Consider the following 13,485-nt stretch of genomic DNA (forward strand, 5'->3'; position numbering starts at 1 on the left):
GTGCGGCACTTTGCCCATATCCTGACCGGCACGGCGCTGGCGGCGATTCTGGCAGGCTGCGCGGCGCCGGTTCTGGACAAATATATGGGCCGCTCCATCGTTGATCCGATGCTGGATTTCGGCCAGCCGGCCGAGGTGTTCGATCTGCCCGACGGGCGGCGCGCCTATCAGTGGAGCGTTGACAAGCAAGCCAGCCGCCCATCCCCGCGCCCGGTCATCGGCGTTGGAATTGGCGTCGGGCGCGGGGGGTGGGGCAATGTGACCACGATCGGCACATCCTATGAAACCTACACGAAATCCTGCCGTTATACGCTGATTGCGTCGCCGCGCGGCGGCGGCTGGGTTGTGACCGATCAGCGCAAGCCAGCGCCGGGTTGTGCGTGATGCGCGCCGCCATTGCAATGGGCCTGCTGGCGCTGGCCGGGGGGCTGGCAGCCTGCGCACCCGGCGGGAATGCGGTGCCGTTTGCGCCCGAATATCGCGGTGTCCAGACCGATCTGCTGGACGGGGATCTGGTTAATTTCCGGGTCAGCATGACAGGCGCACGTGACACTGGCGACGTGGCGCGCTATGCGGAATGCGCCGCCGCACAGTACGCCCTGATCCGAGGCTACGGATTTGCGCGCCATGTGCGCACGAATATCGCGGATGAGGGTGGCATTTGGCGCGGCGATGCGGTTTATACGATCTCGCCTGCCTTGCCGCGTGGGCTGAAAACAATCGACGCCGAAGTCGTCGCCGCCGACTGCGCGGAAAATGGAATACCGATGGTATGAGGATCTGATGGCCGAATTTTTTGCAACCCCGTTCGGGACCGTTCTCATCATCTTTGCTCAGTGTCTGGCGATGCTGGGCTTTGTGATGGTTTCACTGCTGTTCCTCGTCTATGGCGACCGCAAGATCTGGGCCGCTGTCCAGATGCGGCGCGGCCCCAACGTGGTGGGCGTGTTCGGCCTGCTGCAATCTGTGGCCGACGCGCTGAAATACGTCGTCAAGGAGGTGGTGATTCCCGCAGGCTCTGACAAGGTTGTCTTTGTCATGGCGCCGATCGTCAGCTTTGTTCTGGCCGTAATCGCGTGGGCCGTGATTCCGATGTCCGAAGGCTGGGCGATTTCGGACATCAACGTGGCGGTGCTCTATATCTTTGCCGTGTCGTCGCTGGAAGTGTACGGCGTGATCATGGGGGGCTGGGCGTCCAACTCCAAATATCCATTCCTGGGCTCGCTGCGCTCCGCCGCGCAGATGATTTCCTACGAGGTCAGCCTTGGCCTGATCATCATCGGCGTGATCATCTCTACCGGTAGCCTGAACTTTGGCCATATCGTCGGTGCGCAGGATACCAAATACGGGTTCTTTGGCTGGTACTGGCTGCCGCACTTCCCGATGGTGTTCCTGTTCTTCATCTCCTGCCTTGCTGAAACCAACCGTCCGCCGTTCGATTTGCCCGAGGCGGAATCCGAGCTGGTGGCCGGTTACCAGGTCGAATATTCGGCAACCGCGTTCTTGCTGTTCATGGCGGGCGAATACATCGCGATCTTCCTGATGTGCGCGCTGACGTCGCTGCTGTTCTTCGGCGGCTGGCTGTCGCCCATTCCGGGCCTGCCCGACGGTGTGCTGTGGATGATTGCCAAGATGGCGTTCTTCTTCTTCCTCTTCGCCATGGTCAAGGCGATCACCCCGCGCTACCGCTACGATCAGCTGATGCGGATCGGCTGGAAGGTGTTCCTGCCCATGTCTCTGGCCTGGGTCGTGATCATTGCCTTCCTCGCCAAATTCGAAGTTCTGGGCGCATTCTGGGCCCGGTTCGCGATGGGGGGCTGAACCATTGGGAATCGACTACGTCCTGTTTGATCGGCTTGTCGAGCTTAGCACCCGGTTTCGGCCGGAGGGGCGCGCGCTGATGCTGGGACGTCAGAAGTTTCCCATCCAGACACAGTATCGCAAGCGGTACGAGGCATCGCTTGCCGAACACGGGATCGCGGCGCGCCGGTTTGATTTCCTGTCCGAGGACGGCTATGCCGAAACCCTGATGGACAAGCTGGGTTTGGGACCGATGGAGGTGATGGATTTCTCCGATTACGAGGGCGCCACGATCCTGCACGACCTGAACAAGCAGCCCGATCCAAGCCTTGAAAACCAGTTCGATCTGATTTTCGACGGAGGCACGGTCGAGCATGTGTTTAACGTGCCGATGGCGCTGGAGGGGTTGTTCAGGATGCTCAAGCCCGGTGGCCGACTGATTTCGGCGAATGGGCTGAATGGCTGGTACGGACACGGGATGTATCAATTCAATCCCGAGCTGGTCTGGACCTTCTGGAAACGCGCCTGCAACTGCAACGTGCTGGATTGCCGGGCGATTCCGGCGGACCCGTCAGGCAGTTTCGGTCATGTCCCGTTCGAGGATCCGGCGACAAGCGGCGTGCGCTTGCGGCTGAAAAACCAGATTGGACCGGGCCGGACCTATCTGTATTACGAGATTGAAAAGACCGACCAGTCGCATCTGCCGGACTTTGCGCTGCAAAGCGATTACGAGACACGCTGGAATGGCGCGACCAATGCGGGTATGACCCGGCTGGACGGCGAGACTCAGGCAGGCCATACGCAAGCTGGCGATACGGTGTCCGGCGGCGGGGCCGGGGCCTTGGGCCCACAGACGAACACATCTCAGGCCACACTGATGGCGAGGAGCTGATAAAATGGCGAATATAGATTATGGACGTGCGGTTGGATATTTCCTGCTGAGCGACGTTTGGAAGGGCTTCCGGCTTGGGTTCAAATACTTCTTCGCGCCGAAGGCCACGATCAACTATCCCCATGAAAAGGGTCACCTTTCGCCGCGTTTCCGGGGCGAGCATGCCTTGCGCCGCTACCCCAACGGCGAAGAGCGCTGCATTGCCTGCAAACTGTGCGAGGCGATTTGTCCCGCGCAGGCCATCACCATCGACGCCGAGCCGCGCGATGACGGCAGCCGCCGCACCACGCGCTATGACATCGACATGACCAAATGCATCTATTGCGGTTTCTGCCAGGAGGCGTGCCCGGTAGATGCCATCGTCGAAGGGCCGAATTTCGAATTCTCCACAGAAACGCGCGAAGAATTGTTCTATGACAAGGCCAAGTTGCTGGAAAACGGCGACCGCTGGGAGGCCGAGATTGCCCGCAACCTCGAACTGGATGCACCCTACCGATGACCGATGCAAAAAACCCATTCGAGCAGATGATGGCCCGCGCGCAGGACATGGCGCAGGAGATGGCGAAAACCATGAATCCTGCGCTTGAATCCTTTTCCCCCAAGGGGTTTGAGGCGCTTTGGGGCACGATGCCCAAGGACATCATGGAAATGACGTTCGGCAAGGGCTTGAACCCCGATGGGCTTGATGCCAAGACGCGGCTTCTGCTGACGCTGGCAGGTTTGACGATGCAGGGCGCCCAGGCGGATACGGCCGTGCGCATGACAGTGCGTCATTTGCTGGCCGCAGGCGCAACCAAGGCCGAAATCGCCGAGACGATTGCCAGCATGGCGATGTTCGCGGGCATTCCGGCGATGAACCGTGCGATGGAATTGGCCCGCGAGGTGATGGACGCGGAAACCGAGGAAGGAAAAGACACATGACCGCTTTGGCATTCGCGTTTTACCTGTTCGCCATTTCGGCACTGGTCGGCGGCCTGTTCACCGTGATCAGCCGGAATCCGGTACACTCTGTCTTGTGGCTGATCCTTGCATTCATCAGCGCGGCGGGGCTGTTCGTTCTGCTGGGCGCCGAATTCGTGGCGATGCTGCTGATCATCGTGTATGTCGGCGCGGTCGCGGTTTTGTTCCTGTTCGTCGTGATGATGCTGGACGTCGATTTCGCCGAATTGAAAGCCGAGATGGCGCGCTACATGCCGCTGGCACTCTTGATCGGTCTGATCCTGCTGATGCAGTTCGGCATCGCCTTCGGCGCATGGGAGGCGTCGGCGGGCGCCGAGGCCGCGCGCGTTGCACCAGCTCCTGTGGACGTGCAAAACACCGCTGCGCTGGGTCTGCTGCTTTATGACAAATACTTCCTTCTGTTCCAGCTGGCGGGCCTGATCCTGCTGGTTGCCATGATCGGCGCGATCGTGCTGACCTTGCGTCATCGTACCGATGTCAAACGCCAGAACGTGCTGCATCAGATGTGGCGCGATCCGGCCAAGGCGATGGAGCTGAAAGACGTGAAACCGGGGCAGGGGCTGTAGGCGCCGCTGCCAGTGACAAACACCAAAGCAGCGCCGCCCGGCGCTGTCATTGCCAAGGAATGGATGACATGTCGAGAAATACAATCGTGGTTTTGGTGGTCGTGCTGGTCGTCGTGCTGGGTGGCTACACACTGATCGGCTGAGCCGCAGCCAGCACGCAAGCCGAAGGCGCGCGTGACAGCGGGCGGCCTGAGCCAGATAAGAAAGACTAAGGGACAGACATGATCGGAATTGAACATTACCTGACGGTGGCGGCAACGCTGTTTGTCATCGGCATCTTCGGGCTTTTCCTGAACCGCAAGAACATCATCATCCTGCTCATGTCGATCGAGCTGATGCTGCTGGCCGTCAACATCAACCTTGTTGCATTCTCCAGCTTTGCCGGGGATCTGGCAGGTCAGATCTTTACGCTTCTGGTTCTCACTGTCGCCGCTGCCGAGGCCGCCATCGGCCTTGCGATCCTTGTCTGCTTCTTCCGTAACCGCGGGACGATCGCGGTCGAAGACGTCAACGTGATGAAGGGCTGACGCCATGGAAAAGATTATCCTCTTTGCCCCCTTGGTGGGCGCCATCATCGCGGGCTTTGGCTGGCGCATCATTGGCGACAAGGGCGCGCAGATCACGGCGACGGCGCTGTTGTTCCTGTCCTGCCTGCTGTCCTGGATCGTGTTCATCGGCCATGATGGTACGTTGCAGCAGATCCACATCCTGGACTGGGTACAATCCGGCCTGCTGGACACCAGCTGGTCGATCCGGCTGGACCGGCTGACGGCGATCATGCTGATTGTGGTGACGTCCGTGTCGGCGCTGGTTCACCTTTATTCGATGGGCTACATGGCCCATGACCATAACTTCGACGAGGGGGTCAGCTATCGCCCCCGCTTTTTCGCGTATCTGTCGCTGTTCACCTTCGCGATGCTGATGCTGGTCACAGCTGACAACCTGCTGCAAATGTTCTTCGGCTGGGAAGGGGTGGGACTGGCCTCTTACCTGCTGATCGGCTTTTACTACCGCAAGCCATCGGCGAACGCGGCAGCGATCAAGGCATTTGTGGTCAACCGGGTGGGCGATTTCGGCTTCCTGCTGGGCATCCTTGCGATCTTCCTGCTGACCGACAGCATCCGGTTCGACGATATTCTTGGCGCGGGTCCGATGCTGGCGGAAACCAGCGTCCGGTTCCTGTGGACGGACTGGAACGCGGCCAACCTGATCGCGATCCTGCTGTTCATTGGCGCCATGGGTAAATCGGCGCAGCTGGGCCTGCACACATGGCTGCCCGACGCGATGGAAGGCCCGACCCCGGTGTCGGCGCTGATCCACGCGGCGACAATGGTGACCGCCGGTGTGTTCCTTGTCTGCCGCATGTCGCCGCTGATGGAATACGCGCCCGAGGCGTTGATGTTCGTCACCTTCATCGGTGCAACGACCGCCTTTGTCGCCGCCACGATCGGCCTTGTGCAGAACGACATCAAGCGTGTCATCGCCTATTCGACCATGTCGCAGCTGGGCTATATGTTCGTCGCCGCCGGTGTCGGCGCCTATTCGGTGGCGATGTTCCACCTGCTGACGCACGCGTTTTTCAAGGCGATGCTGTTCCTTGGCGCCGGCTCGGTCATTCACGGCATGCATCACGAGCAGGACATGCGCAATTACGGCGGCCTGCGTAAAAAGCTGCCCTATACATTCTGGGCGATGATGATCGGCACGCTGGCCATCACGGGTGTCGGCATCCCGCTGACGCATATCGGGTTCGCGGGCTTCCTGTCCAAGGATGCCGTGATCGAAAGCGCGTGGGCAGGCACCGCAGGCGGCTATGCCTTCTGGATGCTGGTCGTGGCCGCGGCGCTGACCAGCTTCTACAGCTGGCGCCTGATGTTCCTGACCTTCTTCGGCACCGCTCGCGGCGACAAGAAGGTGCATCAGAACGCGCACGAGTCGCCCATGGTGATGCTGGTGCCGCTGGGTGTGCTGGCCGTCGGTTCGGTCCTGGCGGGGATGGTGTGGTATGGCAGCTTCTTTGGCGATCATGCGCAGATCAACCGGTTCTTCGGCATTCCGGCGCATCATGCCGAGGCCAGCGAAGACGGCCATGGCGAAGGCGTTGTTGCCGCTGGCGATGCGCTGGCCGAGGGCGATGTCGACGCTGCCGCAGATGCGGTGACCGCCGATATCGTGTCCGGCGATGACGCGACAGACGCAGGCGAGGCGCATGCAGAGGCGATGGCGCCCGGTATCGCGCCGGTTGGGGCGATCTACATGGGTGCGGAAAACACCGTGATCGACGACGCGCATCATGCACCCGTCTGGGTCAAGGTCAGCCCGTTCGTGGCCATGATCCTGGGCCTTCTGACCGCGCTGTGGTTCTATATCTGGAGCCCGTCGACACCGCGCAAGTTCATGGAGGCGCAGCGCCCGCTATATGCCTTCCTGCTGAACAAGTGGTACTTTGACGAAATCTATGACGTGCTGATCGTGCGCCCGCTCAAGTCGCTGGGCGGCTTCCTGTGGAAACGTGGTGACGGCAGCGTCATCGACGGTGGCATCAACGGGCTGGCCATGGGCATCGTGCCCTTCTTCACCCGCCTCGCCGGCCGCGCGCAGTCCGGCTATATCTTTACTTATGCCTTCGCCATGGTGATCGGGATCGTGATCCTTGTCACATGGATGACGATCATCGGAGGGGCAAACTGATGGAAAACGTTCTGTCGATCACCACGTTCATCCCCCTCATCGCGGCGGCGATCCTTGCGATTTTCCTGCGGGGCGAGGATGAGGCAGCGCAGCGGAACGCCAAATGGGTGGCGCTGGCGGCAACTGTTGTGACGTTTCTTGTCTCGCTGTTCATCCTGTTTGACTTTGACCCGTCCAACACCGGCTTTCAGTTCGTGGAAGAGCGCGAATGGCTGCTGGGCATGACCTATAAGATGGGCGTTGACGGGATCAGCGTTCTGTTCGTGCTGCTGACCACCTTCATCATGCCGCTGGCCATCGCGGCATCCTGGGGCATCAAGAGCCGCGTCAAGGAATACATGATTGCATTCCTGATCCTGGAAACCCTGATGCTGGGCGTCTTCATGGCGCTGGATCTGGTGCTGTTCTACGTCTTTTTCGAGGCCGGGCTGATACCGATGTTCCTGATCATCGGCATCTGGGGCGGGAAAGAACGGATTTACGCATCGTTCAAGTTCTTCCTTTATACGTTCCTCGGGTCGGTGCTGATGCTGGTTGCGATGGTCGCCATGTTCTCGGATGCTGGCACCACCGATATCCCGACGCTGATGCGTCACGGATTTGACAGCGAGACATTCAGCGTTCTGGGCTTCACCATTGTCGGCGGTATGCAGACCCTGCTGTTCCTGGCGTTCTTTGCCAGCTTTGCGGTCAAGATGCCGATGTGGCCGGTGCATACATGGCTGCCCGACGCGCACGTTCAGGCGCCGACTGCCGGGTCGGTGGTTCTGGCGGCGATCCTGCTGAAGATGGGCGGATATGGCTTCCTGCGGTTCAGCTTGCCGATGTTCCCGGTGGGGGCAGAGGTGTTGACGCCGCTGGTGCTGTGGATGTCGGCAATCGCCATCGTCTATACGTCGCTGGTGGCACTGGCGCAGGCGGACATGAAAAAGCTGATTGCCTATTCGTCGGTTGCGCATATGGGCTATGTCACCATGGGCATCTTTGCGGCGAACCAGCAGGGCGTTGACGGGGCGATTTTCCAGATGATCAGCCACGGCTTCATCTCGGGCGCGCTGTTCCTCTGCGTTGGGGTCATCTATGACCGGATGCACACCCGCGAGATTGATGCCTATGGCGGGCTGGTGAACCGGATGCCCAGCTATGCGCTGATCTTCCTGTTCTTCACCATGGCCAATGTGGGCCTGCCGGGCACGTCCGGGTTCATTGGCGAATTTTTGACACTGGTCGGCATTTTCAAGGTGAACACATGGGTTGCGGCCGTCGCGGCCACCGGTGTGATCCTGTCGGCGGCCTATGCGCTGTGGCTGTATCGCCGGGTGGTGATGGGCGATCTGATCAAGGAAAGCCTGAAGTCCATCGGCGACATGAGCGGACGCGAGCGGGCGATCTTTGCCCCGCTGGTGGCAATGACTTTGCTGCTGGGCGTCTACCCGTCGCTGGTGCTGGATATCATTGGCCCCTCGACCGAGGCGCTGATTTCGCAATACGACACCGCGCTGGCGCAGGGGGGCACGACTGCCACCACCGCCGCAGCCGCGAATTAAGGAGGCCCAGATGATCCAGGCTGATCTGAATATTATCCTGCCCGAGATCGTCATCGCGATCTACGCGATGCTGGCCCTTCTGGCCGCGGTCTATACCATCAAGGACAAGGCGGCGGTCATGCTGATCTGGCTGACGGCCGGTCTGTTCGTCGCGCTTGCCTTCTGGATCGGGACCACCGGATCCGGAACGCAGACCGCATTTTCCGGCATGTTCATCGACGATGGCTTTTCCCGCTTTGCCAAGGTGATGATCCTGCTCAGCGCCGCTGCGGTCATGGTCATGGGGCAGGACTACATGGCGCGGCGCGGAATGCTGCGGTTTGAGTATCCTATCCTGATCGCGCTTGGCGTGGTCGGCATGATGATGATGGTCAGCGCGGGCGATCTGATGTCGCTCTATATGGGGCTGGAGCTGCAATCGCTGTCGCTTTATGTCGTTGCGTCGATGCGCCGTGACAGCGTGCGCTCGACCGAGGCGGGCCTGAAATATTTCGTGCTGGGTGCGCTCAGCTCTGGCCTGCTGCTGTACGGCGCGTCGCTGGTGTACGGCTATGTCGGCACCACGAATTTCGCCGGAATCATCGAGGCGGCGGACGGGCGCGCGCCGGTCGGGCTGCTGTTCGGTCTGGTCTTTGTGATGTCGGGACTGGCGTTCAAGGTATCGGCGGTGCCGTTTCACATGTGGACGCCTGACGTCTACGAGGGCGCGCCGACACCGATCACGGCGTTCTTTGCCACGGCGCCCAAGGTCGCGGCGATGGCGCTGTTCGCGCGGACGCTGTTCGACGCCTTCGGCGGCATCATCACCGACTGGCAGCAGATTCTGGCCGTGATGAGCGTTCTGTCCATTTTCTGGGGCAGCTTTGCAGCCATCGGGCAGACCGATATCAAGCGGCTGATGGCCTTTTCTTCGATCGCGCATATGGGCTTTGCCCTGATGGGGCTGGCATCCGGCACGGCGTTTGGCGTGCAGGCCATGCTGATCTATCTGGCGATTTACGTGACGATGAATATCGGCACCTTCGCTTTTGTTCTGTCGATGCAGCGCGATGGTGTGCCGATCACGGATATCCGCAGTCTGAACCTCTATTCCCGCGCCCATCCCGGCCGGGCGCTGGCGATGCTGGTGCTGCTGTTCAGCCTCGCCGGGGTGCCGCCGCTGGTCGGCTTCTTCGGCAAGTTCTACGTGCTGCGCGCGGCCTATGATGGCGGCCTTGTCTGGCTGGCCGTGCTGGGGGTCGTGGGGTCGGTCATCGGCGCGTTTTACTATCTGCGCATCGTTTACTACATGTATTTCGGCGAAGAGGGCGAGGCGCTGGACCCGCCGGGATCGCTTGTGTTGTGGGGGTTCCTGATGGTGTCGGCGGCAATTATCGGATTGGCGTGGCTGCCGGGTGTGAACCTCTTCGGAATTGAAGGGGCGGCGCAGGCGGCAGCGGCAACGCTGGTCAACTGAGTTCGCCTGACAGGTATAGAATAAGGTGACGCGCCACACGGCGCGTCGCTTTTGTTTTTGGGCGGGCCTGTGGCCCTTATGCGCGCCGCGCGGGAGTATTTGCAGGAAGATGAAAGATCCGGATTGGCCAGAATTGTACGACCGGCGCAGTCTCGCTGAGGTCGATAGCACCAACGCAGAAGCGATGCGCCTTGCACCGGATCTGGGCGCGCCGACCTGGATATTTGCCACCCGGCAACTGGCCGGTCGCGGGAGGCGCGGCCGCGCGTGGAGCGATCCGGCGGGCAATTTTTCCGCGTCGCTTTTGCTGTACCCGAAGGAGGCACCGCAGCAGGCGGCGCTGCGGTCTTTTGTGGCGTCACTGGCGCTGCACGATGCGCTGAGCGCGCTGGCGCCCGAGGCGGCGCTTGGTTTGAAATGGCCCAACGACGTGCTGTTGAATGACGGCAAGCTGGCGGGGATCTTGCTGGAAGGGAGCAGTCTGGCCGGGCGAATGGCGTATCTGGTGATTGGGATCGGTGTGAACCTGATGAACGCACCAGCGCCGGCAGCCGGGGTCGCCGTGCCGCCCAGGTCGCTGCGCGACGGGGCCGGGGTCAGCGTGACCCCCGAGCGTTTTCTGGCGCATCTGGCCGCGGCGTATGCAAGCCGCGAGGCACAGTTTGTGCGCGACGGCTTTGCGCCCATTCGGGCCGACTGGCTGGCACGGGCGGCGCGGCTGGGCGAGCAGGTGACAGCGCGCACCATGCAGGCCGAGATCGTCGGCCGGTTCGAGACTGTGGACGAGGATGGCAACCTTGTCCTATTTACGGCGGGCGGCAGGCAGGCCATTCCGGCCGCTGACGTGTTTTTTGAGCGGGGCGCATGATGCTGCTGGCGATTGACTGCGGAAATACAAACACCGTCTTTTCGATCTGGAACGGGACGGAGTTTCTGTGCACGTTGCGCACATCCACCCATCACGCGCGGACGGCGGACGCCTATTTCACCTGGTACGCGACGCTGGTCAAACATTACGGCATCGACGTGGATATCACCGATGTCATCATATCCTCGACCGTGCCGCGCGTGGTGTTCAACCTGCGCGTATTCGCCGACCGCTTTTTCGGCTGTCGGCCCCTGGTTGTGGGCAAACCTGAATGTGCGCTGCCGGTCCTGCCGCGCGTGGATGCCGGTACGCTGGTGGGGCCGGACCGGCTGGTGAATACGGCGGGCGCCTGGGCGCGGCATGGCGGCGATCTGATCGTGGTCGATTTCGGCACGGCCACCACCTGCGACGTGGTGGCAACCGACGGCGCCTATGTCGGCGGCGTGATCGCGCCCGGCGTGAACCTCAGCCTTGAGGCACTGCACATGGCCGCCGCCGCGCTGCCGCATATTGATGTGACAACGCCGCCGCGCGTGATTGGGACCAATACGGTCGATTGCATGCAGTCGGGGGTATACTGGGGCTATATCGGGATGGTTCAGGGGCTCTGCGCCCAGATCAAGGCCGAATACGGGCGCCCGATGAAGGTGATCGGCACCGGCGGGCTGGCGCCGCTGTTCGCCCAGGGAGCCACCCTTTTTGATGAGATAGAAGATGATCTGACGATGCACGGCTTGACCGTGATTCACGACTATAACAAGAAAGGCTAACGCCGCATGAGCAATGAACGAGTGATCTATCTGCCCCTTGGGGGGGCGGGTGAAATTGGCATGAACACATATGTTTATGGCTATGGCAAACCCGGCAAGGAAAAGCTGATCCTTGTCGATCTGGGGCTGACCTTTCCCGATATGGAGACCAGCCCCGGCGTGGACCTGATCCTGCCCGATATTTCGTGGCTGGAGAACCGCAAGCGCGACCTGGAGGCGATTTTCATCACCCACGCGCATGAGGATCATGTTGGCGCGATCGCGCATTTCTACGAGCGGCTGGATGCACCGGTCTATGCGCGGGCCTTTACCGGCAACATCGCGCGGCGCAAAATGTCGGAACACGGGCATCCCGAAAAGGCCGTGCAGATCGTGCGGCCATGGCCCAAGGTGACCGAAGCCGGGCCTTTCAAGGTTGGGTTCGTGCCGATCTCGCACTCGATCCCCGAAAGCTCGGGTCTGGTGATCGACACGCCGAAGGGACGGATTGTTCACACCGGCGATTTCAAGATCGATACCGATCCCGGCGTCGGAGAGCCGTTCGACCACGCAATGTGGGAGGATCTGGGCAAGGATGGCGTTCTGGCGCTGATGTGCGATTCAACCAACGTCTTTTCCGCCCATGAGGGCCGATCCGAGGCCACCGTTGGCCCCGAGATCGAGAAGCTGATCGCATCGGCCAAGGGGATGGTTGCGGCCACCACCTTTGCCAGCAACGTCGCCCGCGTCAAAACGCTGGCCGAGGCCGGGGAGAGGGCCGGGCGCAGCGTTTGCATGATGGGCCGCGCCATGCGCCGGATGATCGAAGCGGCGGTGGAGACGGGCGTTCTGACGGATTTCCCGGCGACGATCAGCCCCGAGGATGCCAAGAACCTGCCGCGTGAAAACCTGATGCTGATCGTGACGGGCAGCCAGGGCGAGCGGCGCGCGGCCAGCGCGCAACTGGCCAATGGCAAATATCAGGGGCTCAAGCTGAAGGAAGGCGATACATTCCTCTTCTCGTCCAAGACGATCCCCGGAAACGAACGCGGCGTCATCCGCATCATTAACCAGTTTTCCGAGCTGGGCGTTGATGTCGTGGACGACAGCAGCGGGCGCTATCACGTGTCGGGCCATGCGAATCGGCCCGATATCGAAAGGATGCACGAGCTGATCAAACCGCAGATCGTCGTGCCGATGCATGGCGAGCACCGGCATCTGCGCGAGCATGTAAAGATATGCAATGCCAAGGGGATACACGGCGTTCTTGCGGTGAATGGCATGATGATCGACCTGACGGCAACGCCGCCAAAAGTGGCCGAGCATGTCGAAACCGGGCGCACCTATCTGGACGGATCCGTGCAGGTCGGCGCGCTGGACGGTGTGGTGCGTGACCGGATCCGCATGGCCCTGAACGGTCATGTGACGGTTAACATCATTCTGGACGAGGATCACGAAAGCCTGGGCGATCCGTGGTGCGAAATCAAGGGCTTGCCGGAAACCGGGACGTCCGATGCACCGCTTCAGGATATTCTGGAAGAGGATCTGAGCCAGTTTCTGGGCCGGTCCGCGCGCAAACTGCGCGCCGATGACGACAAGCTGGAAGAAGAGCTGCGCCGCATTGCGCGCCAGTCCGCCAACGGCGAAATCGGCAAGAAGCCCGAGGTGACGGTGATTATCAGCCGCATGACCTGAGGCGCGGTCACGGACACGCCCGAATGGCGGCCCGATGGCGTGGATCATGAAATTGTCATCCATGCGATTGCGATTCGGCCCTGATATCGAAGTAGTAGAGCCGGGGAACAGCATGTTCTCCGGCTCTTTCAGAATAGGGAAAATGCCGCCAGATCAACACCGTTTGTCATCTTGTCACGGGCAGGGAACGCTTCGGTGCCTCATGGGTTGACCTACCTTGGGGTCTGCATCGCCTCGCGCGCGGCGGATTTCTTTTTATGG

The 13,485-nt window shown here is 61.0% G+C and carries 14 protein-coding genes; all 14 read left to right on the forward strand.

What is annotated here, in order from left to right; genetic code table 11:
- Positions 1 to 384: a hypothetical protein gene (locus DQ230_RS10810; protein WP_162497423.1), complete on the forward strand. Its 384-nt coding sequence runs from the start codon at positions 1 to 3 to the stop codon at positions 382 to 384.
- A complete protein-coding gene (locus DQ230_RS10815) occupies positions 384 to 776 on the forward strand; it encodes a hypothetical protein (RefSeq protein ID WP_203228051.1) in 393 nt (130 codons plus the stop codon). Before DQ230_RS10810 ends, DQ230_RS10815 begins: the two co-directional genes overlap by 1 nt.
- Before the next feature lie 7 nt (positions 777 to 783).
- Positions 784 to 1,821: an NADH-quinone oxidoreductase subunit NuoH gene (gene nuoH, locus DQ230_RS10820; RefSeq protein ID WP_113912651.1), complete on the forward strand. Its 1,038-nt coding sequence runs from the start codon at positions 784 to 786 to the stop codon at positions 1,819 to 1,821.
- A 4-nt stretch (positions 1,822 to 1,825) separates the two neighbouring features.
- Positions 1,826 to 2,692: a methyltransferase domain-containing protein gene (locus DQ230_RS10825; RefSeq protein ID WP_113912609.1), complete on the forward strand. Its 867-nt coding sequence runs from the start codon at positions 1,826 to 1,828 to the stop codon at positions 2,690 to 2,692.
- A gap of 4 nt (positions 2,693 to 2,696) precedes the next feature.
- A complete protein-coding gene (nuoI, locus tag DQ230_RS10830) occupies positions 2,697 to 3,191 on the forward strand; it encodes an NADH-quinone oxidoreductase subunit NuoI (protein ID WP_113912610.1) in 495 nt (164 codons plus the stop codon).
- Positions 3,188 to 3,613 carry a carboxymuconolactone decarboxylase family protein gene (locus DQ230_RS10835; RefSeq protein ID WP_113912611.1) on the forward strand — a complete coding sequence of 142 codons (426 nt, stop codon included), beginning with the start codon at positions 3,188 to 3,190 and terminating at the stop codon, positions 3,611 to 3,613. Before nuoI ends, DQ230_RS10835 begins: the two co-directional genes overlap by 4 nt.
- Complete coding sequence (locus DQ230_RS10840) at positions 3,610 to 4,218, forward strand: NADH-quinone oxidoreductase subunit J (protein WP_113912612.1); 609 nt, start codon at positions 3,610 to 3,612, stop codon at positions 4,216 to 4,218. The genes DQ230_RS10835 and DQ230_RS10840 overlap by 4 nt, the downstream gene beginning before the upstream one ends.
- Positions 4,219 to 4,439: 221 nt before the next feature.
- Positions 4,440 to 4,745, forward strand: coding sequence for an NADH-quinone oxidoreductase subunit NuoK (nuoK, locus tag DQ230_RS10845; protein ID WP_113912613.1), 306 nt, complete (start codon positions 4,440 to 4,442; stop codon positions 4,743 to 4,745).
- A gap of 4 nt (positions 4,746 to 4,749) precedes the next feature.
- On the forward strand, positions 4,750 to 6,909 hold the full coding sequence (gene nuoL, locus DQ230_RS10850; RefSeq protein ID WP_113912614.1) for an NADH-quinone oxidoreductase subunit L: 2,160 nt from the start codon (positions 4,750 to 4,752) through the stop codon (positions 6,907 to 6,909).
- On the forward strand, positions 6,909 to 8,456 hold the full coding sequence (locus DQ230_RS10855) for an NADH-quinone oxidoreductase subunit M (protein WP_203228052.1): 1,548 nt from the start codon (positions 6,909 to 6,911) through the stop codon (positions 8,454 to 8,456). The genes nuoL and DQ230_RS10855 overlap by 1 nt, the downstream gene beginning before the upstream one ends.
- A 10-nt stretch (positions 8,457 to 8,466) precedes the next feature.
- Positions 8,467 to 9,912, forward strand: a complete 1,446-nt coding sequence (gene nuoN / locus DQ230_RS10860) for an NADH-quinone oxidoreductase subunit NuoN (RefSeq protein ID WP_113912616.1) — start codon at positions 8,467 to 8,469, stop codon at positions 9,910 to 9,912.
- A 109-nt stretch (positions 9,913 to 10,021) separates the two neighbouring features.
- Positions 10,022 to 10,780, forward strand: coding sequence for a biotin--[acetyl-CoA-carboxylase] ligase (locus tag DQ230_RS10865; protein WP_113912617.1), 759 nt, complete (start codon positions 10,022 to 10,024; stop codon positions 10,778 to 10,780).
- Complete coding sequence (locus DQ230_RS10870; RefSeq protein ID WP_113912618.1) at positions 10,780 to 11,550, forward strand: type III pantothenate kinase; 771 nt, start codon at positions 10,780 to 10,782, stop codon at positions 11,548 to 11,550. Before DQ230_RS10865 ends, DQ230_RS10870 begins: the two co-directional genes overlap by 1 nt.
- Before the next feature lie 6 nt (positions 11,551 to 11,556).
- A complete protein-coding gene (locus tag DQ230_RS10875; protein ID WP_113912619.1) occupies positions 11,557 to 13,224 on the forward strand; it encodes a ribonuclease J in 1,668 nt (555 codons plus the stop codon).
- Positions 13,225 to 13,485: the final 261 nt, after the last annotated feature.

It is taken from the genome of Roseovarius dicentrarchi (genome assembly GCF_003316635.1).
GTDB lineage: Bacteria > Pseudomonadota > Alphaproteobacteria > Rhodobacterales > Rhodobacteraceae > Roseovarius > Roseovarius dicentrarchi.

What these genes read in the sequence shown, in the direction of transcription:
- DQ230_RS10815 (WP_203228051.1), top strand. Translation starts at nt 384, where the DNA reads ATGCGCGCCGCCATTGCAATGGGCCTGCTGGCGCTGGCCGGGGGGCTG.
- nuoH (WP_113912651.1), top strand. Translation starts at nt 784, where the DNA reads ATGGCCGAATTTTTTGCAACCCCGTTCGGGACCGTTCTCATCATCTTT.
- nuoI (WP_113912610.1), top strand. Translation starts at nt 2,697, where the DNA reads ATGGCGAATATAGATTATGGACGTGCGGTTGGATATTTCCTGCTGAGC.
- DQ230_RS10835 (WP_113912611.1), top strand. Translation starts at nt 3,188, where the DNA reads ATGACCGATGCAAAAAACCCATTCGAGCAGATGATGGCCCGCGCGCAG.
- DQ230_RS10840 (WP_113912612.1), top strand. Translation starts at nt 3,610, where the DNA reads ATGACCGCTTTGGCATTCGCGTTTTACCTGTTCGCCATTTCGGCACTG.
- nuoK (WP_113912613.1), top strand. Translation starts at nt 4,440, where the DNA reads ATGATCGGAATTGAACATTACCTGACGGTGGCGGCAACGCTGTTTGTC.
- nuoL (WP_113912614.1), top strand. Translation starts at nt 4,750, where the DNA reads ATGGAAAAGATTATCCTCTTTGCCCCCTTGGTGGGCGCCATCATCGCG.
- DQ230_RS10855 (WP_203228052.1), top strand. Translation starts at nt 6,909, where the DNA reads ATGGAAAACGTTCTGTCGATCACCACGTTCATCCCCCTCATCGCGGCG.
- nuoN (WP_113912616.1), top strand. Translation starts at nt 8,467, where the DNA reads ATGATCCAGGCTGATCTGAATATTATCCTGCCCGAGATCGTCATCGCG.
- DQ230_RS10865 (WP_113912617.1), top strand. Translation starts at nt 10,022, where the DNA reads ATGAAAGATCCGGATTGGCCAGAATTGTACGACCGGCGCAGTCTCGCT.
- DQ230_RS10870 (WP_113912618.1), top strand. Translation starts at nt 10,780, where the DNA reads ATGCTGCTGGCGATTGACTGCGGAAATACAAACACCGTCTTTTCGATC.
- DQ230_RS10875 (WP_113912619.1), top strand. Translation starts at nt 11,557, where the DNA reads ATGAGCAATGAACGAGTGATCTATCTGCCCCTTGGGGGGGCGGGTGAA.